General features: G+C 71.1%; 14 protein-coding genes and 2 tRNA genes. 2 read left to right on the top strand and 14 right to left on the bottom strand.

Going from position 1 to position 23,820, the window contains the following annotated elements:
- Window positions 1-2: 2 nt before the first annotated feature.
- The 3 genes from SFY69_03940 to SFY69_03950 all read right to left on the bottom strand — a co-directional run bounded on the left by SFY69_03940 (window position 3) and on the right by SFY69_03950 (window position 3,379).
- Complete coding sequence (locus tag SFY69_03940) at window positions 3-2,318, bottom strand: glycosyltransferase (protein ID MDX2131188.1); 2,316 nt, start codon at window positions 2,316-2,318, stop codon at window positions 3-5.
- A gap of 105 nt (window positions 2,319-2,423) precedes the next feature.
- On the bottom strand, window positions 2,424-3,134 hold the full coding sequence (locus SFY69_03945) for a haloacid dehalogenase type II (GenBank protein ID MDX2131189.1): 711 nt from the start codon (window positions 3,132-3,134) through the stop codon (window positions 2,424-2,426).
- Complete coding sequence (locus SFY69_03950; protein MDX2131190.1) at window positions 3,131-3,379, bottom strand: hypothetical protein; 249 nt, start codon at window positions 3,377-3,379, stop codon at window positions 3,131-3,133. The genes SFY69_03945 and SFY69_03950 overlap by 4 nt, the downstream gene beginning before the upstream one ends.
- Window positions 3,380-3,549: 170 nt before the next feature.
- On the opposite strand from SFY69_03950, the gene SFY69_03955 reads away from it, so the two are divergent.
- Window positions 3,550-5,289: a hypothetical protein gene (locus SFY69_03955; protein MDX2131191.1), complete on the top strand. Its 1,740-nt coding sequence runs from the start codon at window positions 3,550-3,552 to the stop codon at window positions 5,287-5,289.
- Between the two features lie 8 nt (window positions 5,290-5,297).
- Here SFY69_03955 and SFY69_03960 read toward each other — a convergent pair whose 3' ends face one another.
- From SFY69_03960 to SFY69_04010, 11 genes are all read right to left on the bottom strand, one after another.
- Complete coding sequence (locus tag SFY69_03960) at window positions 5,298-6,110, bottom strand: CoA transferase subunit A (protein MDX2131192.1); 813 nt, start codon at window positions 6,108-6,110, stop codon at window positions 5,298-5,300.
- Window positions 6,111-6,202: 92 nt separating this feature from the next.
- Window positions 6,203-8,074, bottom strand: coding sequence for a hypothetical protein (locus SFY69_03965; GenBank protein ID MDX2131193.1), 1,872 nt, complete (start codon window positions 8,072-8,074; stop codon window positions 6,203-6,205).
- Window positions 8,075-8,197: 123 nt separating this feature from the next.
- Complete coding sequence (locus tag SFY69_03970) at window positions 8,198-9,583, bottom strand: serine/threonine-protein kinase (protein MDX2131194.1); 1,386 nt, start codon at window positions 9,581-9,583, stop codon at window positions 8,198-8,200.
- Between the two features lie 76 nt (window positions 9,584-9,659).
- Complete coding sequence (locus SFY69_03975) at window positions 9,660-12,827, bottom strand: DEAD/DEAH box helicase (protein ID MDX2131195.1); 3,168 nt, start codon at window positions 12,825-12,827, stop codon at window positions 9,660-9,662.
- Between the two features lie 24 nt (window positions 12,828-12,851).
- Window positions 12,852-12,924, bottom strand: a tRNA-Lys gene (locus SFY69_03980).
- Window positions 12,925-13,033: 109 nt separating this feature from the next.
- A complete protein-coding gene (locus tag SFY69_03985) occupies window positions 13,034-18,523 on the bottom strand; it encodes a sensory rhodopsin transducer (GenBank protein MDX2131196.1) in 5,490 nt (1,829 codons plus the stop codon).
- Window positions 18,524-18,753: 230 nt separating this feature from the next.
- Entirely contained in the window at window positions 18,754-20,028 is a 1,275-nt protein-coding gene (locus SFY69_03990; protein ID MDX2131197.1) for a glycosyltransferase N-terminal domain-containing protein, read from the bottom strand.
- 55 nt (window positions 20,029-20,083) lie between these two features.
- Window positions 20,084-20,156 (bottom strand) — tRNA-Val (locus tag SFY69_03995).
- Between the two features lie 19 nt (window positions 20,157-20,175).
- A complete protein-coding gene (locus SFY69_04000) occupies window positions 20,176-21,495 on the bottom strand; it encodes an ABC transporter permease (GenBank protein ID MDX2131198.1) in 1,320 nt (439 codons plus the stop codon).
- On the bottom strand, window positions 21,496-22,353 hold the full coding sequence (locus tag SFY69_04005) for an ABC transporter ATP-binding protein (GenBank protein ID MDX2131199.1): 858 nt from the start codon (window positions 22,351-22,353) through the stop codon (window positions 21,496-21,498).
- 303 nt (window positions 22,354-22,656) lie between these two features.
- On the bottom strand, window positions 22,657-23,361 hold the full coding sequence (locus SFY69_04010) for a nitroreductase family protein (GenBank protein ID MDX2131200.1): 705 nt from the start codon (window positions 23,359-23,361) through the stop codon (window positions 22,657-22,659).
- Window positions 23,362-23,424: 63 nt separating this feature from the next.
- Between SFY69_04010 and SFY69_04015 the strand changes: the two genes are divergently transcribed.
- Complete coding sequence (locus SFY69_04015; protein ID MDX2131201.1) at window positions 23,425-23,814, top strand: PilZ domain-containing protein; 390 nt, start codon at window positions 23,425-23,427, stop codon at window positions 23,812-23,814.
- Window positions 23,815-23,820 lie beyond the last annotated feature (6 nt).

A 23,820-nucleotide genomic window follows, 5' to 3' on the forward strand; every position in this document is an offset into this window, starting at 1 on the left:
CCTCACCCGCGTCTGAACAGCTTTTCGACGCCCATCGCCGCGTCTTTCGCGAGGCGTTTGACGCCGAGGGCGCCGATGGTGTCGTTCACCTTGTCGGCGAGGCGGTAGCGGAGGTTCTCGGCGAGTCGCTTCTTGACCTCGATCTCGACGTGGTCGTGCGGGGGCGCGCTCATCGGCGCCGGGCCGCCCTGCTCGAGCGCGGCGAGCCGGGCGCGGAGCGATTCGACCTCGGCCGCGAGGGCGTGGGCGCGTTCCTTTTCCTGGTACGTCTCGGCGAGCTGCATGCGGAGGGTGACGTCGGGGCGCGCCATGAGCCCGGGGTGCTTGGCGATGATGTACGCCTTGAGGGCGTGCCAGCGGTGCAGGGCCTCGCTGCGGATGAGCGAGCCGGGGCGGAGGCGGTAGTAGAGCAGGAACTCGGGGATGGCCACGCCCCGGTAGCCGCGGGTGGCGAGCGTGCACCAGAGGTCCCAGTCTTCGAAGCTCGTGAGCCATTCGTCGTACCCGCCGACGCCGAGCACGACCTCGCGCGACAGAATGCTCGCGGCCCCGGGCCCGCCGATGTTGTGGTACGCGAGCAGGTTGCGGTCGATCGCGAGCGGGACGTACCCGCTCACCGCCTCGCCGGGCGTCTCGTAGAAACTCTCGAACATGCAACTGGCGCACGCGAGCGAGCTGTCGCGGCGCACGGCCCGGTACAGCAGTTCGACGAACCGCGGGTGCGCGACGTCGTCGCCGTCGATCGGCACGACCCAGGGCGTGCGCGCGTGGCGGAAGCCGTGGTTGCGGGCCGAGCCCAGGCCGCCGTTCTTCTTGTGCAGCACGGTGTAGCCGGCGCGAGAGAGATCGTCGAGCAGGGCGAGCGAGTCGGGCTCGGTGGAGCCGTCGTTGATGATGAGCAGGTCGAAGTCGGCGTGCGTCTGGCGCTTCAGCGAGTCGAGCGTGTCGGGCAGGAACCTGCCGACGTTGTAGAACGGGATGATGACGGTGATGTCGGGCGTGCGGACGCCGCCGGCACGGCCCGCGGCCCGGGGTTCGGCCCCTTCGGGCCCGGTTTCTTGAGGCCCGGTTTCTTGAGGCCGGGCGGCACGGGCGTCCCGCCTGTGCGCCTCGACGATCGCTTCCAGCCCCTGCGCGATCGCACCCGCGTCGCTCAACTCGCGCGCCCGCACCGACGCCGCGGCCCCGAGGCGCGCCCGCAACCCCTCATCTCCCAGCGCCCGCGCCAACACGTCCGCGAGTGCGCCCGGGTCGTCGGCGCGGCACACCAGCCCGCTCACCTCGTGCTGCACGAGTTCCGGCAGGCTCCCGCCGTCGCCCGCGACCACGCACGCCCCCAGCGCCATCGCCTCGATGCACGCGTACGAGTACGAATCCCACAGCGACGGGCACGCCACCACCGCCGCCCCGCGGATGGCGCGGCGGAGGTCTTCTCGCGCCACCGGCCCCTCGTACCGCAGGTGCTCGCGGTGCGCTTCGGGCGTGCGCCGGTCCATGTGCTCGCGCATCGAGCGGCCGAACGGCCCGGTCGTCGTGTCGCCACCGATGAACCGCACGCGCAGGCGGTGCCCGCGGTCGAGCAGCATCGACGCCGCCTCCGCCAGCACGTGCGCACCCTTGCACAACTGCGTCCGCCCGACGAACACGATCTCCGGCACGTCCGTCCGCGCCGGCTCGGGCACGTCGCGCGTCCACGCCGAGAGATCCAGCGGCAGGCGCAGCAGGCGGAACGGCGGCACGCCCGCGCGGGGCGAGGCCTGCGCCACGTCCCGGCGCATCCGCTCGAGCATCGCCGCGCTCGCGCCCAGCACCACGTCCGCCTCGCCCGCCGACCACCGCTCCAGATGGTCCAGGTGCGCGATCTCCACGTCCATCGTCGGCGTGCGGTCCACCTCGCGGCAGAGGTACAGCGGGGTGTGCAGGCGCACGCCCAGCACCGCGGACGCAAAGTCGCCCAGCGTGCGCTTCGCGCGGCACGACCAGTACCCCTGCCCCTGGTACTCCGGGAACTCGATGTAGTCGAACGGCGTCGCCTCGTGCAGCGGGCGGAGCGCGTCGAGGATCGCCATGCTCATCCGCGACGCGAACGAGTAGTGCGCACCCGGCAACGCCGCCCGACCGGCGTTCACGTCAAAGGCGTGAAACCGCGCGCCCGGCGCCGCCGCGGCGCCGCGTTCGGGCAGCCCCTCGAACGCCTGCGTGAGGACGTGCACCTCGTGCCCGCGGGCGAGGAGCGCCCGGGCCATCTCGAGGATGTACGTCGCCAGGCCGCCCCCGACGAACGGGGCGACCTCGCTGGAAACGAGGCAGATCCGCATGATCCCTCCGCGGACGGTGGGGTGCGGCGTCCGCCCCTCGCGTCGCGGTCGATCGTAGGCGACGGGCTCCGCGACCCGTCCTTGGACGCTGCGTCCGGACGGGGCCTACAGGCGATCGAACAGGCGCGCCACCGACGCCAGGTCCGGCACTTCCAGGTCCGGCTCGCTCGCGGGCGGGTGTGCCGGCGCGACCCCCACGCCTCCCCGGCGCGACGGGCGATTCACGCGAATGGTCGGCATGCCCAGCGCCCGGGCGGGCGCGATGTCGTGGTAGCGGCTCTGGGCCACGTGCAGCACCGACGCCGGCGGCAGGCCGAGCAGCGCGAGCGCCACGCGGAAGTGGCGCGGGTCGGGCTTGTAACTGCGGCAGTACGACGCCGTCACCACGTACGCGAACTCCACGCCCAGCGCCTCGCGCGTGGCGTCGAAGAGGTCGTCGTCGACGTTCGAGCAGACGACCAGCGGGACGCGCGCCGCCAGCGACGCGAGGGCCGCACGGGTATCCGTGAACAGAGGCCATCGGGCTAGCGACGCGGGGAGGTGCTCGAGTTCCTTTTCTTCGAGCGCGAACCCGCAGCGTTCGGCGAAGCGCGCCGTGACGCCCCGCAGGACCTCGCGGTAGGGCGTGTACTCGCCGCTTTCTTCCGCCGCCTCGTACGCCGCGTACGACGCGAGCACGTCCTCGTCGGGCAGGGGCGCGCCCCGCACCGCGAGGAGCGGCTTGAGGGCGCGCAGGATGCCGGCCTCCCAGTCCACGAGCGTGCCGTAGCAGTCGAAGGTGATCGCGCGGATGGCGCCGAGGTCCGGGCGGGTCACGAGCGGCCTCCCAGGCGGCGGAGCCGGCGGACGAACGCCGCCTTCATCATGACCGTGCCCACCAGGAACACCGGCACGCCGCACGCCCCGACGACAACGCCGGTCAGCATGTCGGACTTGAGGTCCGGGCCCGAGGCGCTTTCATCCAGCGGGCGTTCCAGGGCCTGCTGGTAGGTGCGGATGAGCGGCAGCACGCCCCGCACGATGCCGAAGAGCATCACGGCGCCGCCGACGAGCGTCAGCACGAGTCCCAGTGTTCCTCGCAACCGATTTTCCTCTTCAGGTCCGCCCCTCGGGGCGATAAACTCACCGGACTCGGGTGCGGGTGCCCGGCGGGCCCCCGCCCGTGTTCGCGCCCGTCCTCCTGAGGCTAGGCGACGAGTTTTCGGACCAGGGCACATCGAGGAGTCCCCCCATGACCACCCCGCGGCATGACCGGCGCCGGCAGGCATCCCCCCCGTTCGAGGCGCTCGAAAGCCGCCTCGCCCTCGCCGCCGACTTCACCGTGAGCGTGGACGCGCTGTTCAACGATTACGACCAGCGGCGCCAGGTGGACGTCATCCGCCTGAACGCCACGGTGCAGAACGTGGGAGACCGCAACTTCTTCGGGCGGGGCGAGGTCGAGTTCTACCTGTCGCTCGACCAAACCTTCGACGATAGCGACCGCCTCTTCGCCACCGAGACCATCCAGCGCATGCCGCGCCTGGGGCTGTCGACGCGGGTCCGCCTCGATGTGCCCGAGCCCGCGCTGCTCGACCCCGCCGAGGGCGACCCCGTCTCGCCCAACGAGTACTTCATCATCGCGCGCGTCGTCGCGGGCAACGGCACGCTGGACGAGAACCCGGGCAACGACACCGCCTCGACCTTCGCGAGCGCCTCGATCCTCTACGAGTTCGGCACCATCAACAACCGCAACGTCCCCTTCTCGTACACCCAGTCCGACGGCACGCGGATCACCCTCCGCCTCGACGGGCCCGGCGCCGGCAACCTCGCGCCCCAGGACGGCCGCATTCTCCTCGTGGTCACCGGCACCACCGAACGCTCCACCCTGCGCATCTCCACCGACCGCGCGGGGCGCACCGCCGAGTTCGGCCAGATCAACATTCCCGGCAGCCTGAAGGAGATCCTCGCCGAGCGCGTCGTCATGACCGGCACGCTCACCGTCGGCGGGAGCGTCGGCTACGTCCGCCTGGGCGGGCTCCAGAACGGACAGCTCCAGATCAGCGGGTTCTCGTTCTCGCAGTCGCTCGACCTCGGCGACGTCCGCGACGCCGTCGTCTCGTCGGGCTCGTTCATCGATTCCCTGAGCGTCTCGCGCTGGATCAACACCGACCAGTCGCCCGACGTGCTCGAGGCCGCCTTCATCAGCGGCATCTCCTCCAACGGCGACTTCCACCCCAACGTCACCCTCGCCACCAGCAACTCCAACTCGCAGAGCATCGACTCGGCGCGCATCCGGGGCTCGGTCGGCGGGCTGTGGAACATCGCCTCGAGCATCGGCTTCGCCGAGTTCGGCTCGACGCTCCCCTCGTTCCGCGCCACGGTGAACGGCATCGTGGAGACCTTCCGCACCCGGCGCGATTTCCAGGGCATCCTCGCCGCCCCGCTCATCATCACCCTTGACGTCGGGCGCGACATGCTCGGCGCCCGCGTCCTCGCCGGCGCCACGCTGGGCTCGGACGTCGACCTCGGCGGGGCGGGCACGAACGCCGACAGCTTCCGCAACGGCTCGTTCCAGACGATCCTCGTCCGCGGGCGCATGGTCAACTCGCTCGTCGCGGCCGGGCTCTTCACCGACGACGCCATCCTCCTCGACGACGACGACCGCCTCATCATCAGCGGCGACGCCGGCAGCGTCATCCAGAACGTCGAGGTGCGTCGCGACGTCACGAACAGCGTCTTCGTCGCCCCCACCGTCCCCTCGGTCGTGCGCATCAACAACCGCGACGTCAACACCGAGGGCGACCAGCGGTTCATCATCCAGGTGCCCGTGCCCGAGGGCACCGTGCTGCCGAACTTTGATCCCATCGCCCCGCCCCCGCCCGTGTCCGACCCCGGCTCGGGCGGCTCGGGAGGCTCCGGCGGCTCGAGCGGGGGCGACTCCAGCACCGGCGGCGCGGTGTCCATCCTCCGCCGCCTGCGGGGCGGGCGCTAGCCCCGCCTTCAGTCCGGCCGCACCGTCCGCTGCTCGACCCGCTTCTGGCTGGTCGTGCGCACCACCCGGTTCACGAAACTCCCGGGCGTGTGCACGTGGTCGGGGTCGATCCCGCCGAGCGCGTCGAGCTCGTCGACCTCGGCGATCACGAACGCCGCGGCCGTCGCCATCATCGGGTTGAAGTTGCGCGCCGTCTTGCGGTACACGAGGTTCCCGAACGGATCGGCCCGGTGCGCCTTCACCAGCGCCAGGTCCGCGTACAGCCCCGTCTCGAGCACGTAGTCGCGCGCGTCGCCCCGCTGGAACGCGGCGGCGTCGTTGTTCACGCCGGGCCGCCCCGCGAACGACCTGCCGGGGATGGTCGCGCCGCACAGCCCTTCCGACGGGCGATAGAACGAGCGCGTGTCCTTCCCCTCCGCCACGATCGTCCCCGCGCCGGTCGCGGTGTAGAACGCCGGGATGCCCGCCCCGCCCGCCCGGATCCGCTCGGCCAGCGTCCCCTGCGGGTTGAACTCCACCTCCAGTTCGCCCGACAGGAACTGCTTCTCGAACGTCGCGTTCTCGCCGACGTAGCTCGAGATCATCTTGCGGATCTGGCGCGTCTGGAGCAGCAGCCCCAGGCCCCAGTCGTCCACGCCCGCGTTGTTCGAGATGCACGTCAGCCCCGTCACCCCGCTGTCGCGCAGCGCGATGATCAACTGCTCCGGGATGCCGCACAGCCCGAACCCACCCACCATCACCGTCATGCCGTCGCGCAGCACGCCCGAGGCACGCAGGTCTGCGAACGCGGCGGCGGGCGTCTCGAACACTTTCGTCGTCATAGACGCGCAGAATATCACGCGGGGCGGACGCCCGTCTCCGAGCACCCGCCCCGCGTGTACGCGTGCATCAGCAGCCCCGGCGCGACCGGCCCTTACGCCCGCCGACGCCGTCCCCACGCCAACGCCGCCAGGCCCAGCAGCCCGGCCGCACCCGGCGCGGGGATCTGGAACATGGGCAGGTCGAACCCCGAGAGCCCGCCGTAACTCTGCACCCCGAACGACGCGTACTCCGCAACGTCGGCGTCGTTGTACATGAAGTCCCAGGCGCCCAGCTCGCCGCCGGTCGCCGTCTGGTAGTCGAACTCCATGAGGTCGAGCCCGGCGAGGTTCTCGATGCCGTCGCCCGCCCAGATCTTGACGCCGCCCTCGGGCAGCTCGTTCCCGAACGGGTCGAGCGCGCCCGGCGCGAAGAAGTAGATGTTCCACGCGTTCGGCACGCTCATGTTGAGGTCGGTCACGACCACCGACGACTCCGCCGTGCCGTTGACGCGGATGTTCGAGACCTCGAGCAACCGGTCGGTCTCGAACGCCGGGAACAGGTACACCTCGTTGATCTCGCCCATGGCAATGGGCGTGCCGTCCTGCGTCGGGGCCGCGTCGGCGTCGATCGCCGGCGACACTTGGAACGTCGTCGGCTCCGGCCCCGCGCCGGGCGTGCGGGGCTTCTTCCCGCCCTTGACCGCCTCGATCGTCTCGATGTACCGGATCTTCACGGTGTCGTACCGCTTGAAATCGGCCCCGGCGATCGCCAGCTCGGTCTTGTTCGCGTTCAGCGTGCCCTCGAAGTACAGCTTCGTGCGCTCCGCCGCCGCCGGCACGGCCCCGGCCGGCACGGGCACGTTCGCCCCCGCCGCGAACCGGCGCTGCTTGACCTTGTTGTTCGCGTTGCCCGCGGCCGGCGCCGCCGCCAGCCAGTTGTCGCTCGACGTCACCAGGTCGTTGTTCGCGTTCCCGCTCTGCGGGAAGGCTTCCTTCCAGCCCGCGTCGGCCCCGCGGTTGCCGTCGTTGCTGTTGCCCGTGGGGTTGCTGTCCGGGTCGGCGAAGTGGATTGTGCCGTTGCCCGCGACGCTGAAGCCCGCGACGGCGACGGAGTGGAACGCGCCGGTCTCGACCATCCGCGTGCGGGTCGGATTGTCCGGGGTCGGGTCGGGCACCTCGCGCGTCGACGGGCCGCGCCACCAGAGGTCACGCTGCGGCGCATCGGCCGCCAGATCCGCCGGGGGCTCGTAGCCGAGGCGCAGGTTTACCGTGTCGCCGAACTTCATGGACGTCTGGAGGTGCTGGAAGAGCGTGGTCTTGGGCAGCAGCTTCTCATCGCCGGTCGCGGACTGGAAGCACACGTTCGGGCCCGACTGCTTGTAGTTCTGCGCCGTCAGCCCGTCGCGCACCCTGGGCCCGTCGGCCGGGTTGACGCCCCGGGCCACCAGGATGTTGTTCACGCTCTTGGTGAACTGGTTCAGCGGTTCGATGTTGTTCGCCGCCGCGTCGACGTAGGCATCCCGCACGAGGGTGCGCATCTCGGTGTGCAGGTCCGCCGCGTCGTTCACCGCGCCCATCGTGTTGTATCCGCGCTCCTTCCAGTGGTAGAGCTGGTTGGTGTAGGTCGCGAAGTTGCACCAGCCGCTGAACGTCGCCAGCGCCGACACGCGTCCCGCATTCGGCGCGGGGAAGCCGCCCGGGCCCGGCGGGTTCTCCAGGTACGACACCTGCCAACTGAAGATGAACTGACGCGGCGCCGCGCCCACGAGTTCGACCTGATCGCCTCCCGCGTCCGCCGCTCCCGCGATCGCCGGCAGCCCGCCCGGATTCGGGCCCGGCTTCGCTCCCCAGCGCTGATGCTGGAAGGCATCCGGGATGTTCTTCTTCCACGTGGTCTGCGCCAAGCCCGCCGACGCCGCCAGCGACAGCGCGCCGATCGCGCACGCCGTGCGCGCGCGGCTTTCCCACCCGATGAACGTCGTCATGCTCAATCTCCTCGCAGGCCGCGCGGAGCCCCGCGCAGGCGGTGCGCATGCTACACGAAGCCGTCCCGCACGCACCCCGGTGCCAGCACAATTGAACAAACGCAAACACACTTCCGCGCCGCCTTAGCCGCCCAGACGCTTCCAGAGCCTGGAGAGGAATCCGCCCTCCGCGCTGTTCGCATCGCGTTCAGGCGCAGGCGGTCGCTCCGCCTCAGGATTCCGCGGGGTCGCCGCCCGCGAGGACGGGGTCGTGTCCGCCCGTGGCGCGGCCCGGACAAGTTCTTCATACAGCGCCGGGTCGGTGGAGTACTTCACGAGCAGCAGGCACGACGGGCACCGGGCCGTCATGCTCAGCCCGCCCACCGCCGTCCCGCAGCGCACGCACACAGTGCCCTCCGGCACGCTGTCGGCCAGTCCGTCCCCCGCCGCCGCCTCGGGCTGGGGCACGTCGCTCTTTCGCTTCTGCGCGATCGTGCTCAGGCGGTCGTAGTACGTCGCGCCCGCCTGGGGCGTCGGGGTCGCGATTCCCGCGGCCTTGTTCGCGTGACGCTTCGCCACCATCGCCGCAAGGTCCGCTTCGCCCCGCGCACGGTTGGCCAGCATCGCGTCGACCTGCGCGAACGCGCCGTCGAGGGCCATGCGCAGGTGGCGCGCCGACTTCGTGCGGAACATCGTGTTTTTCGCGCACGCCCGCTCGATCACGTCCGCCAGCGCCGGGTGGATGGCCCGCACGGGGTCCAGGGGCATCTCCGCCCGCGCGTGCGCCTCGCGCAGCGCGCCCAGGTCGCCCTCGAAGGGCAGGTGCCCCGTGAGCAGTTCGTACATCATCACGCCCATCGCGTAGACGTCGGACCGGGGCGACACCGCCCGCTCGAACATCTCGGGGGCCATGTACTCGGGCGTGCCCGCGACGCCCTCGACGCGCGCCCCCTTCAGCGACGACACGGGCCGCGCGCACGCCAGGCCGAAGTCGGTCAGCACGGGCGCGCCGTTCTGGGCCAGGAGGATGTTCGCCGGCTTGATGTCCCGGTGCACGACCCCGTGCTCGTGCAGCACCGCGACGGCCTCGCACGCCGCCTCCAGCACCACGCGCGCCGCCGCCAACGGAAAGGGGGTCTGGGGCTCCATGACGTGGGCCAGCGTGGGCCCGTCGACGTACTCCATCACGATGAACGGGACGCCGGCGACGACGTCGGCGTTGAGCACCGGGTTGAGCCCCTCGTGCCGGAGCGCCGCCGCGGCCCGCGCCCCTTCCAGGAACATCGCGAAGTGCGGGTCATCGTCGCTGCAGACGGCGTTGAGCAGGAACTTGACGGCGACGTCCTGGTGCAGCATCTCGTGCCGCCCCAGCCACACGACGCCCATGCCGCCCTTGCCGATCTCGCGGACGAGGCTGACGCTGCCGAGGCGGGCGGGGATCTCGACCGGGGTCGGGGGTCCCTCCTCGGTGCCCGCCGCCGTCGCCCGCGTGGGCGTGCGGGTCATGGTGATCGTCTCGGCTGCACTCATGAACGCGGATCGTATCAGCCGCCGGCCCGCCCCGGGCCGAAGGCCCAGAACCCCCCTGCGCGGCGTGAAACTCTCTTCAGACCTCGTCGTCGACCGCTTCGTTGCGCAGGGTCAGGATGTCCCGCAACTGGTCGGTGCTGAGGTCGCTCAGCCACCCCTCGCCCGCGCCGATGATGTTCTCGGCCAGTTCGGTCTTGCTCTCGATCATCTGGTCGATGCGCTCTTCCAGCGTCCCGCGCACGACGAACTTGTGCACCTGCACCGTCCGCGTCTGCCCGATGCGGTACGCCCGGTCGGTCGCCTGGTTCTCCACCGCCGGGTTCCACCACCGGTCGAAGTGGAACACGTGCGTCGCCGCCGTCAGGTTCAGCCCCACCCCGCCCGCCCGCAGGCTGAGGATGAGCACCGGGGCCGTCCCGTCGGCCTTCTGGAAGCGGTCGATGATCGCCTGCCGCTGCGGCTGGCTCGTCCCGCCGTGGATGAACAGCACGTCCTTGCCGAACTGGTGGCGCAGCATCGCTTCGAGCAGCGCGCCCATCTCGCGGAACTGCGTGAACACGAGCGCCTGGTCCCCCTCCGCGAGCACCTCGTCCAGCATCTCCAGCAGGCGGATGCACTTGCCCGAGCGCGACGGGTCCGGCGGGCGGTGCCCGAGTTCTTCCCCGTCCTGCAGCACCAGCGTCGGGTGATCGCACAACTGCTTGAGGCGCACCAGCGCCGCGAGCACCAGGCCCCGGCGCTGCATGCCCTCGGCCTGCTCCACCTCGCCCAGCATCCGCTTCACGCAGTTCTGGTACAGCGACGCCTGCTCGGCCGTCAGGTGCGTGTACTCGCGCGATTCCACCTTTTCGGGCAGGTCCGCCACCACGGTGGGGTCGCTCTTGAGCCTGCGCAGCACGAAGGGCCTGATGAGCCCGCGCAACTGCTCGCTGCGCTGGCGATCCCGGTACCGCTCGATCGGCAGCGCGAACTTCGTGCGGAACGACCCCGACGAGCCCAGGTACCCGGGGTTCAGAAAATCCATGATCGACCACAGCTCGGTCAGGCGGTTTTCCACGGGCGTGCCGGTGAGCGCCACGCGCCGCTGGGCCCGCAGCGCCCGCACCGCCTGGCTCTGCTTGGCCGTCGGGTTCTTGATGTACTGCGCTTCGTCCAGCACCACCCGCCCCCACTCCACGCGTCCCAGCGACTCGCGGTCGCGGTGCGCCAGGGCGTACGTCGTGACGATGAGGTCGCTCTTCTCCACGCGCTCCACGAACGCGTCGCCGATGGAGCGGTCCTGCCCGTGGTGCACGAGCAGCGTGAGATCCGGGCAGAACCGCGCCGTCTCGTGCATCCAGTTGCCCACCACCGACATCGGCACGAGCAGCAGCGTCGGGCGCACCGCCTGCCCGGTCTGCTTTGCAATCTCGCGCTCGTGCGCCAGCAGCGCCAGGAGCTGCACCGTCTTGCCCAGCCCCATGTCGTCCGCCAGGCAGATCCCAAAGCCCAGGTGCTCCTGGAACACCATCCACGACACGCCCCGCTGCTGGTAGGGGCGCAGCGCGCCGTGGAACGTCGCGGGCGTCTCCACGGGCGCGAGCTGGCGCGACGCCGCCTCGCTGTTGAAGAACGCCTGCAGCCAGCCCGTCGCCTCGAGCCCCACCACCGGGATACCCGTCTTCACCAGGTCGCTCGCGTACGCCAGGCGGAGGGCCTCGCCCAGGCGGATCTCGCCGCCCGGGTTGTCGCGGATGAACTTGATCGCCGCCTGCACGTCCTCGGGCCGCACCTCGACCCAGCGTCCGTTGATCCGCACCAGGGGCGTGCGCTTGGCCGCGAGTTGCTCGAACTCGCGCAGCGACAGCGCGAGGTCGCCCACGGCGATCTCCCACGTGTACCCCACCAGCGCCGAGAGCCCGAGCTGCGCCCGCGCCGCGTTCGACAGCCCGCCCCCCGCGTCGCCGAACGGGTCGATCCCCTTGCTCTCCAGGCGAAGTCGGGCGCCCAGGCGCGCGGACGGCGCGTCCCACCACGCGGGCGCGTCGACCCCGAACCCCTGCTCCACCAGAATCGGGCGGACCTCGCGCAGGAACTCGTACGCCTGCTTGGTCGTGAGGCGCAGGCGCGACGGCTGCGAATCCTCGAGCGCGCCCTCCAGCGTGCGGTACACGCGCGACGCGCGCCCCAGTTCCCCCAGCAGCAGGTCCTGCGGGCGGTCGATCCGCCGCCCCATGATCGTCGCCGACTCGCCGGGGATCAGCCAGATGTCCGGCGCGTCGAGCACCACCCCGGGCGCGTCCACCGCCTGCAGATGGAACGACACCGTCCAGCACGCCTCGTCCGCCGCCGGATCGGGCGCCTTGGGATCGAGCGCGAGCGGCTCGGCCAGTCGCAGCAGCAGCCGCCACGCGGCGCTGGGCCCGCGCTCTTCCAGCGAGCCGATCCACGCGCGCACGCGCCGGGCCATGTCGCCCCGCAGCGCCGGCGGGCCCGCGAGCTCGTCGCCCGGGCCCAGCAGCCCGGCCAGCCACGCCACACACTGGTCGTTCGAGGCGTCGCGCCCCTCGATCGCCTCGTCGAACCGCTCGCGCGCCAGCGCCGCGCGGCACTCCGCGTCCACCACCGCGCCCAGGAACGCGCCCGTCACCGCGCCGGCGTCATGGCGCAGCGCGTCCGCGACGGCCCGGGCCGACGCCGGCATCGCCGCGACCAGCATCTGCACCCGCGCCGCGGTCTCGGCGTCGCTCAGCCAGGGCTCCCACGCGCCCCGCAGCGTGCCACCCGCCTGCACGAGCATGGGCACCACCCGCTGGCGCGCCATGAGCCCCAGCGCGAGGCGTGCCGCCTGCGCGAAGTACTCCAGCGAGCTCCCCGCCCGCCATTCCCCCGCCTCGCCCAGTTCCTCCCGCTCGGCGATCGCGTCCGACAGCGCGGTCAGCACGTCGCACGCCGCTCCCGCGGGGATGGCCAGCGTCGGCACGCGCACGGCCTCGATCGAGACGCCCGCCGCCGCGTCCGGGCTCGAACCGCCCGGCGATCCCACCGTGCGCGCCAGCGTGCCGCTGGGCGTCGGCACGCCCGCCTTCGCGGGCAGCCGCAGCGTCAGTTCTCCCGCCGACGCCCGCAGCGCGCCCATCGCGGGCGCCACGCGGCGCAGGTCGTCCTCGCTCGGAGGACCCATCGGCGCGGGCGCGCCGTCGCCACGCTCGCACCACAGGTGCAACGCATCCCCGGACCAGTTCGCGTGGAAGACTCCCGGCAACGCGCGTCTCCGTGTTCGAAGGAATGAGGGCGCAGGGACTCGAACCCTGGACCTACGGCTTAAAAGGCCGCTGCTCTACCAACTGAGCTACGCCCTCCCGCTGGTGGACCCGCATTGTAGGAACGCACCCCCGCCGAGCGACCCCCAAAACGACGCACGCCCCGGAGACCGCTCCGGGGCGCGCGGAAAGGGCGACGTCGGACCGATCACACGACGGGCGCCGAGCGGCCCAAGGGCGTGCCGAGCGTGCCGAACCCGCCCGGGAAGGCCCGGTCGTAGTGCGTCATGTACGCCACGATGGGCTGGGGCGCCTTGATCGACAGCGAGAAGAACTGGTCGGTGGCGCGCCGCGCGCCCGTCACGAACTGATCGATGTCGAGCTCGACCACCCGACGCGCGGGCACCGTGCGCCGGAAGGTCTCGCTCCCCGGCGCGCCGTCGTACGCGATCGTGATCTCGAGCGTGACGTCCGCGGTCGTCGGGTTGAACAGGCGCAGGTGTTCGTCCACGCCCGGGTGCAGCGTGCTCTGGTCGCCGGGGCGGAAGCCCTCGCCGAAGCTCCACCACGAGTACGCCTCGGTCGCGGTCGTGCTCGCGAGCTGCTGCCCGAAGGCGTTGGACCGCGCCGTGACGGTGACCGGGCTCGCCGCCTCGTACACGACGGCGTAGGGCCGCCCGGTGAGGAACCCGGGCAGGTCCTCGACCTGCAGCGAGGCGCTCCCGCGCGCCGGCACGTTGAGCGTCGCGCGGTACGAACTGCCGTTGTCGTACAGGAACGAGAACGTGACCGTCACCGGCGCGCTGCCCGCGTTGAGGGCGGCGAGCTGCTCGGAGGTGGCGTTGAGCCCGAACTGCCCCTCGGCGATGACCCCGCTCGTGGAGCCGGTCGCGAGTGCGCCAACCGCGCCCTCCGCGACCACCGCGTCGCGGTCGTAGTGCGACAGGGCGGCGACGATCGGCACGTCGGCCGAGAGCGTGACGCCGTACACGCCCTCGGGGAGGACGAAGGGCGTCTCGGCGGGCGAGCCCCCGAGCGTCTGGACGAGGTTCGAGGGCCCGCCGACATCGATGCCGCCGCGGCGGAGCGCCTCCGTGTCGATCGACCGCACGTACGCCGTGCCCCCGCCCTCGGGGAAGAACGTCGCCGTGACCTTGCCGTTGACGCCCGCGGTGTTGAACCACACGACGAAGTCGCTGGTCGTGGCGCCCTTGACGACGCGGGCGAACGACCAGGTCGCGCTCGTGACGCTCGTGAAGCTCTCGCCGACCGCGCTGGGGGTGGGCAGCAGGTTGAGGTCGTAGTGCGCGCTGGTCGCCGCGAAGGGCTTGTCGGCCCGCACCTCGAGCGCGTAGGGGATCTCCGGGCTGCGGATGAGCTGCGCACCCTGGGCCACGAGCTCGGGCGTGGTGAGCGTGATGCCCGAGCGGGCGTTCGCGCCGATCACGGAGTCGAACAGCACCTGGTCGCGCTCGCCCCACTCGTACCGCGCGATGACGACGACGCGCGTCGCCTGGCTGTTGGGGTTGCTCAGGGGCAGGAACTCGTACGTGCCGTTGTTGGCGTTGCCCTCGGGGTAGTACACGCGGTACGGGAACTGCGGCGCCGTCGAGCCGTCCGACAGCACCTCCGTCGCGGGCGCCTGCGAGTTGGCCGTCAGGTGCCCGGCGCCCGTCCCGTTGTTCACCGCCGCGTACATCGTGTCGACCGCGCCCGGCGTCGCGCCCATGAACACGAAGTACCGGAAGCTCGCCGTCGTGCCCGCGTCCAGGTTGCCCAGGCTGTAGAGCATGACGAGCTGCGAGTCGGACGTCGAACCCTCGGGGTCCACCGCGGGCGAGGCGAGGATGAGCGCCGGATCACGCAGGTTCTGCCCGCTGCCCAGCACGTACGCCGTCGCGCGGGTGTCCGCGGCCGGGGCGGCGAGCGCGATCGTCAGCCCCTGCGCAAACTCGTTGTTCACGTACCGGGCCGAGGCGAACCGCCCCGTCGCGTCGATGTCGTTCACCGTCGCCGTGCTGTTCTCCGCCAGCGAGATGCCCGGATCGGGGTTGAACCCCTCCATCCACGCCACGTCGTCCAGGCGCGCGGTCGTCGTGTTCGTCAGGAAGACGTCGATCGCGATGAACGAGTCGTTCACCCCGTACGAGAGCGTCCGCTCGATCCGCAGCCCGCGATACTCGCCCTTCGTGTTCAGCCGCCGGTTCAGCGGGTCGCTCTCGTTCGCGACCGCGAACGGCACCGTGTTCGGCCTGTTCGGCGCGCCGTTCGAGAACTCGTTGCCCGACGCCACCGCCCCGAAGAACGTCTGCGGCCTGACGAGCGACGTGTTCCCCTGCGTCTGCGTGAACTCCGGCAGGAACTCGATCCCGTTGTACCGCAGCCCGCGATACTCGCCCGTCTCGCCCGTCGTGCCGATGTACCCGCTCGTGCCCACGCCCGTCGCGACCACGTTCCCCGACACCGTCTGCCCGGGGTCGCTCACGCCCGGCGTCAGCGACACCTCCAGCGTGTACTCGCCCGTCGTCAGCGACGGACGCACCGTCGAATCGCCCACCGCGTTGGGGTTGTACCCGACGTTGTTCGACTCCGACACGCCCAGGTAGTACGTTCCGCCCGTCGCGAACACGAACGAGTCCACGCGGCTCGACGTCGTCGAGTCCAGGTTGCTCACCAGGATCTGGTTCCCCAGCGCGTCGAACAGGCGCAGCGCCGAGTTCAGCAGGCTCGAGGGCGTCACCACCGCCGTCAGGCTCGACCCCGCCGTCGCCTCGAACGAGAACAGGTCGCGGTCGAACACCCCGAACCCGCCGTCGCCGATGAACGCCGTCACGTCCGCCGTGCCCGTGCCGTTCGTGATCGCCAGCGCCCGCGCGGTGGCGATCGTGTCGTTGGACTCGAAGGGCCCGAAGATGTCGTTCTGGTACGTGATGTCCAGCGCCCAGTTCAGGATCTGCCCGCTGTTGAGGGGCGTCGTGTCGTTCACGCGCAGCGTCCACCGCCCCGCGGCGGTCTGCCCGTCGAAGAACCCCAGCGCCCCGTCGGGGCGGTACGCCCCGGCGAACGGCGCCGCGCCCGCCGCGATGTCCTGCGTCGCCTCGTCGTCGAACAGCGTGTTCGTGAAGTTGTCGCCCGACGCCCCGCGCCGGTTGCTCAGGATCACCTCGGTCCCCTGGGGCGAGATGAGGCTCACCACCAGGTCGCCCGTGAACGTGTGCGACATGCGCAGGCGCACGTTGAGGTCCAGGATCTGGCGCGAGTCCGACAGGTCGATGAACGCCGTCGTGGTCCCCTGCGTCTGCGTCGGCGCGTTCGGCGGGACGCGCGTGGTCTGGCTCGCCGGCGCGTCGAAGTTCGCGAAGACGTCCGTCCCGGGCGTCGGCGCGGGCGTGGGCGTGTAGAACACGCTCGTCACGACGTCGTCGGAGGCCAGGCGCACGTCGACGCGGAGGTTGTACACGCCCGTCGACTGCGAGTTCCCGCTCCCGCCCACCTCGACGTTGTACCGCTCGTTGCCGAACCCGCTCACGCCGACGTAGTACGTGCCCGCCGTGCGCACGAAGAAGTCGATGAACGAGTCCTGCTGGAAGAACTGGTCGTTGCTCGCCAGTTCCACGCCGTTGGCGTCGAAGAGGCGCAGGTAGCTGTCGAGCGTCGAGCCCGAGGGCAGCCGCTTCGCGGTGATCTCCGCGGTGATCTGCCCGCCCCGCGACATGTCGATGCGGTAGAGGTCGACGTCGAGGTTGCCGAACACGCCGTTGCCGAGCGTGACGCCCGAGAGGTTCGCCGTGCCGTTCGAGTCGAAGGTCAGGCGCGTCGCGTCGAGCAGCACGTCGTTGGGCTCGTTGTCGCCCGTCGTCGCGATGATCCGGAAGTCGTAGACCTCGGGCGTCCCGCCCGCGTTGTTCCCGTTCAGGAAGTTGCCGGTCGTGTCGCGGAAGCCCGAGGGAGACAGCGTCAGGCGGTAGAAGTCCACCGGCAGACGACCCTGCGGGAAGCCCAGGAGGTTGAGCGTCACCCGCACCAGGCGCGGGTCCGTCGCGTCGCGCACCACCGACGTGAGCGCGACGGAGACGTCATCGCCCGTGCCGAACACATCATCCGTGCCCGCGCCCACCAGCGAGACCGACGCGCCCGACAGGAAGCTCGCGTCGATGTCCTTGCTGAAGTTCAGCGTCACCACGTTGCGGGGCGTCGTCCCGCCCGGCGCCACCTGCGTCGCCACCGGGCCCGGGTCCACCGAGCGCACCACCGGCCCGTCGATCTGGATGATCTCGATCGCCCGCGCGATGTTCAGGCGCCCGCCCGAACGCACGCGCCCCTGCAGGCTCGGCAGCGGGTCCACGCTGTTGATGAGCGCCTCGCGGATCTCCACCGCGCTCGCGTTGGGCTTCACCGTCTTGAGCAGCCCCACCGCCCCCGCGACCATCGGCGCCGAGAAGCTCGTCCCGTCGATGTACTGGTAGCCACCGCCGTACTGCGTGGTGTACACCCGCACGCCCGCGGCCCCCAGGTCCACCGTCTCCTCGCCGTAGTTCGAGAAGCCCGCGAGCTGGTCGTTGTTGTCGGTCGCCGCCGCCGTGATCACCCCGGGGACGTTGTACGACGAGGGGAAGAACGTGAAGTCGGGGTTGTCGTTGTCGAACCCGTTGTTGCCCGCCGCCGTCACGAACGTCGAGCCCGCGGCGATGAACCGCACGATGGCGTCGCGCTCGGCGACGAACCCCGCCGGCGCGTCGGCGTAGAAGGCCTGGTTGAACCCGCCGTAGCTGTTGCAGCTCGCGACGATGTTCGTCCCGCGCCCGATCATGAGAGTCGCGTAGTCGTGGGCCGCCACGATCGCCGCCGTCGAGAGCGCCCCGAACTGGTCGGCGATCTTGAGGGCCATCATCGAGACGTTCCAGTTGACGCCCGTCACGCCCAGGTTGTTGTTGCCCGTGGCGCCGATGACGCCCGCCACCGCCGTGCCGTGGGCGAAGCCCGCGGAATCATCGTCCGGGCTCGAATCGTTGTCGCCGAAGTCCCAGCCGAACACGTCGTCGACGAACCCGTTCCCGTCGTCGTCGACGCCGTTGTTGGGCGTCTCGCCCGGGTTGCGCCAGAGGTTCTGCACGAGGTCCGGGTGCGCGAGATCGATGCCCGTGTCGATCACCGCGATCACGTTCTGCCGCGTGCCGATCGTGATGTCCCACGCGTCCGTCAGGCTCGAGTCCGCCCCGTTGGTGCCGAACCCGCTGCCCTGGATGAACTGCCCCGTGTTGTTCAGCGCGTACTGCTCGCCGAACTGCGGGTCGTTGGGCGTCCGCAACGCCTGCTGCACCCGGTTCAGCTCGAAGCTCCGCAGGAACCCCAGCTCGTCCACCAGACGCTGCGCGTTCTCCGCCCGGATCTGGTCGTTCGTCGTGAACGTCGCGTACCGCCCGCGCGCGATGACCTCGAAGTCGCTCGCCCGCACCCCCAGGCGCGTCGCGACCTCCCGGGCCATCAGTTCCGCCTGCGCCGTGCTCTGCGCTTCCTCGAACTGCAGGATGTACGAGCCGCGGATCGCCGCGACCTCGCCCTCGCCCCACGGCACCCACGCCGCGTTCCGCGGCAGGTCGGCGCTCAGCAGTTGCCGGGCCTCCAGCGCTTCGAGTGCGCCGATCCCCGGCTGGAATGAACGCGATGCCCCGCCCCGGTTCTGCTGTCCGCTTCGCATACACGACTCCAGACCGCCGCGCGTTGTTGCCACGCGGAAGTACCTCGTCCGGTTGGGTGGTTGCCCTGCGCGGCTCGGCGTGGCGAGATCACTCCCGCCGCCAAACCTCCACGCCCTCGGGTCCCGTAGGCCCTACGAGGCACCCGCCGTCCAGTTCCTATCTTCCCACAAAACCGGTGGGAACTCAAGTCCCCCTCCCACCCCGCGGCCGGCTCTCGCCCCGCAACCATTCAAACACCGTACGCCGCCGCCGGCGCGCCGCGTTCCCCTTCCGCCTCCGCCGCACGTCCCCGCACCAGCCCCAGCAGCATTTCCGCGTGCACGCGGCTCGCGCCCTGGTTCGCCTCGATCGCCTCTCGTCCGCGCCGCGCCACCTCGCGCCGTCGCTCCGGATTCGCCAGCAGCCGCCCCATCACCGACCGCAGCGTCCCCCGGTCGGCCCGCTCGATCCCCCCGCGACGGTCGAGTTCCGACACCGTCTGCTCAAAGTCCGAGACGTACGGCCCCATCACCGTGGCCTTCCCCAGCGACACCGGCTCCACCGGATCCGACCCGAACAGGTCGCCCATGAAACTCCGCCCGACCACCGCGATGTCCGCCAGGCTGTACGCCTGACGCAGTTCTCCGATGCTGTCGAGCAGAAACCGGTCCGCGCCCAGCGTGGGCGTGCCGCGCCGCGACCGGCGCACGCACCCGGGCATCGCCGCCGCCGCCTCGTTGAATCGCTCGGGCTTGCGCGGCGCGCACAGCAACTGCACGCCCGCCGGGCAGCACTCGTGCAGCAGCGACTCTTCCCCCGGGCCCGTGCTCCCGGCGACGATCAGCAGCCGCTCCGGGTCGATCCCCATCTCCCGCGCTAGCGCGCCCGCGCCCGCCACCGGCCCGTCTTCGATCTTCGCCGCGTCCCACTTCATGCTGCCCGTCACGCGGCATCGCTCGGGCAGCACGCCCAGCGCCTGGAACCGCCCGGCGTAGTCCACGTCCTGCACCGCCGCGAACTCCAGCCGCCCCAGCCGGCGCGCCATGAACCCCCGGATCTTCGCGTAGCCCTTGTACGAGCGCGCCGACAGCCGCCCGTTGATGACGCCCACCGGGATCCCCCGCGCCGCGCACGCGTCCATGAAGTTGGGCCAGACCTCGAGTTCGACGAGCCCGACCGCGTCGGGCCGCACCGCGTCGAGAAACCGCCGCACGCTCCACGAGAAGTCCAGCGGGTACCGCACGACATGCGCCGCTCCCGCGAACAGCTCCCGCGCCCGGCGCAGCCCGGTGTCGGTCGTCGCGCTCACCACCACCTCGCACCGCGCCGTCAGCAGCGGCACCAGCTCGCGCAGGGCGCTCACCTCGCCCACCGACACCGCGTGCAGTAGCAGCCGCGGGCGCCCCGTCGGCGCGATCGCCGGCACCTTCCCGAACCGCTCCGCCCACCCCGAGCGCTTCTTGCCCGCCCACACCGGGGCGGTCGCGATCGCCAGCGGGATGTACACGAAGTCGAGCGCGTTCAATGCGGGCCGCCCCCACCACAGACACCGTGCCGGCAACGGCGCCGGCGCCTCCCAATGGGCGGGCGGGGATTCGAACCCCGAACCCCTCGCGTGTAAGGCGAGTGCTCTGGCCGTTGAGCTACCCGCCCGAGCCGCTGATCGTAGGAACTACTCGCTCCACCGCATCGTCCGCACCCCCACCACAAACCCAATCAACGCCAGCCCCAGCAGCACGCCCACCGGCAACGCCATCCGCTCAGGCGGCATGTCGCGCCACAACGCGCCCTCCACCCCCAGCAGCGCCCACCGGAACGGGCTCACCGAACTCGCCGTCTGCGCCCAATCCGGCAGCAGGAACAGCGGCACCGTCCCCCCACCGATCATCGCCAGGATCAGCACCACCGCCTGGCCCGTGCCCCGCGCCGCCGCCTCGGTGCGGCACAGCCCCGCCATCATCATCATCAGCCCGCTGAACCCGATCGCGCTCGCCAGCATCGCCGCCGCCAGGTTCCCCCACGACTCCACCCGCACCCCCAGCGCCAGGCCCAACGCCATCAGCAGCGCCTGCACCATCAGGCACGCGATGAAACACCCCAGCGCCTTGCCCCCAAGAATCGCCCCGCGCGAAATCGGCGCCGTGGTCAGCCGCACCAGCGTCCCGCGCGACCGTTCCGTCGCCAGCCCCGCCCCGAACGCCAGCGTGCACCCCATCAGCCCCCACACCACGCCCTGCGGAAAACTCACCTCGTACGTGCTCCGCGGCCCGCGCCGCTCCTTCGCCCCCAACTCCTCCACCGTGATCGCCACCGGCCGGAACCCGCCGAACCCGCCGTCGTCCTCCGCATCGCCGCCCGCCTCGCCCGTTTTCTCCGCGTCGTCCGCCTTCGCCTCCGCCTCCAGGCGCGTCCGCACGTCCTCGATCGAGTCGAGCATCCCGCCGATGGCCTCCTTGCTCTCGGGCTTCAGGTCCGTCGCCTGCGCCAGCGAGTCGCGCGCCCGCCCCATCACGCCGGTGAACCGCGACCCGTCGGTGAACCCGCCGAACACACGCTGGAACGCCTTCTCCTGCAGTTTGCCCTGCAGCAGCCCCGCCTCCGCGGCTCTCCCGGGCTCGACGATCGCCTCGATCTCCGCCGTCCCTTGCGTAAAGAGCGCGTCGACGCGGTCGCCGAACCCCTCGGGAAAGATCACGCACGCCGAGACATCGCCCCCGCGCACCAGGTCGCGCCCCGCCGCGCGGTCGGGCGCGCGCGTGACGCGGAGCGACGAGTCTTTCTCGAGGTCCGCCACGATCTCGCCCGACGCGGTGGTCCCGTCCTCGTCGACCACGGCGATCTTCATCCCGCCGCTCTTCCCGCCCCCGCCGGGAAAGATCGCCCCGAAGAAGACCGACAGCAGCAGCGGGAACACGAAGGCGAAGAACGCCGCCCCGCGATCGCGCAGCAGCAGACGCAGGTCCTTGAACGCGATGGCTACGACAGCGCGCATCTAGTCTCGCAATCTCCTCCCCGTCAGCGCCAGGAACACCCGCTCCAGATCGGGCTTCTCCACGTGCACCGCCGTCACGCTCGCGTCCCGCGCCAGCGCCTCGCGCAGCACCGCCGCCGGGTCGCGGCTCTGCACCACGTCCCGCGGCGCATCATCTCCCACGCCCCGCACGATCGTCACGACGCTCTCCCCCCCGTGCCGCGCGATGAGCCCGTCCACCGTCCCCACGTCCAGCAGCCGCCCCTTGTCGATGATCCCCACGCGCGAGCACACCTTCTGCGCCTCTTCCATGTAGTGTGTCGTGTAGACGATCGTCTTGCCCGACCCCGCCAGTTCGCGCACGAGGTCGATGATGCTCGCCCGCGACTGCGGATCCACCCCCGCCGTCGGCTCGTCCAGCAGCAGCAGGGGCGGGTCATGGATCATCGCCACGCCCAGGTTCAGCCGGCGCTTCATCCCGCCGCTGAACCCCTCCACCCGGTCGCCCCGTCGCTCCGACAGCCCCACGCGCGCCAGCACCGCGTCTACCCGCTCGCGCAGCCTCGTCCCCACGACCCCGAACAGCGTGCCGTAGAACCGCAGGTTCTCCTCCGCGCTCAGCGTGTCGTACAGCGCCAGCGACTGCGTCGCCACCCCCAACCTGGCCCGCGCCCGCGCGTCTCCCGGCGGCGACCCGCCGATCTCCACACGCCCCGCGTCCGGCTTCAGCAGCCCGATCGCCATCGAGATCGTCGTGCTCTTTCCCGCGCCGTTCGGCCCCAGGAGCCCGAACACCTCGCCCGCGCGCACCTCCAGCGACAGCCCATCGACCGCCACCAACGCGCCGAACGACTTGCGGAGATTCTCGATCACCAGCATGGGGCGCCCACGATACCAGATCGCACACGCAAGGCGTGACACACGCCGCCCGTGCTCATTCGGCATGGTCCCGCCGCGATTCCGCGGCCCCGCGACCCCCGCAGGGACACATGGCCACAGCGCCACAGGGCCGCGACTCCGCATCGCCACATGGCCCCAGCGCCAAAGGGCCGTGCCTCCGCATCGCCACATGGCCCCAGCGCCACATCCAAAGCCCCGCGGTGCGGCGTTCCACTCCGGAACTCCGTTACTTCGGAACTCAGGAACTCCGGAACTTCGGAACTTCCTCACTCCGGAACTTCGTTACTTCGGAACTTCGGAACTTCCTGACGGAACTTCCTTTTCCCACACCGCGATCTGCTCCAGGCTCTTCCTCGTCAGCGCCGGCACGCGGCAATCTTCCGCCGCGTACCCCACGGGGATCAGCACGAACGCCCGCTCCCGCGAAGGCCTGCCGAGCACCTCAGACAGGAACCCCATCGGGCTGGGCGTGTGCGTCAGCGTCGCCAGCCCCGCGTGGTGCAACGCCGCCAGCAGCAGCCCCACCGCGATGCCCACCGACTCGTTCACGTAGTACACCCGCCCGCCGTCGTCGGCCTCCATCGTCTTGAACACCACGATGAGGCACGGCGCGACCTCCAGAAGCTCCTTGTTCGCGTCCGTCCCCAGCGGCGCCAAGTCCGCCAGCCACTCGGGCGTCGCCCGGCGCGTGTAGAACTCGCGTTCCTCGGCCTCCGCCGCGTCCCGGATGCGCTTCTTCACCGCGGGGTCCGTCACCACCACGAACTTCCAGGGCTGCTTGTGCGCTCCCGAAGGCGCCGTGCCCGCAGCCAAGATCGCCCAGCGGATCGCTTCTTCCGGCACCGGGCGATCCGAGAACTTCCGCACCGTCCGCCGCCGGTTCATCGTCTCGTAAAACCGCCGGGCTGCGCTCTCGGGCGGCTCGCCAGGGTCGAACCGCACGTACGGCACCGTCGGGAACGACTGGTCGGACGAGGATGCGTTCATTCGGTGGTCCTTTCCTCAAATCCACTTGCCCGCCTCACGAAACAGACGACATTCGCGAGTGCCATGCCCACACGATCTCACATCCCCGCGTCCGGCACCAGCGCAGGCAAGCCCAGCGACCTGCGCAAGTTCGGCCGCCTCCGCTGCCAGGACGTGCAGTGCAGCCTCGGCACCGTCACCGACCTCTCGCGCGGCGGGATGCGCGTCCGCATGGCCCGCAAGCCCCCTCCCGTCGGCGCACCCTTCACCGTCCGCCTCTTCGCCATGGGACACGAAATCTACCTGAACTGCTCCGTCTGCTGGAGCCGCTCCTCCGGCCTCTGGCGATACGAACTCGGCGTCGCCTTCGACCAGGTCGCCGACAACGCCAAGAGCGTCCTGGCCGAGCTCGCCCGGAGCTGCGCGTACAACGAGACCGTCCGGTACGTCGCGCCCGAGACCGAACCCCGATAGACTGCG

This window comes from Planctomycetota bacterium (assembly GCA_033763975.1).
Lineage (GTDB): Bacteria > Planctomycetota > Phycisphaerae > Phycisphaerales > UBA1924 > RI-211.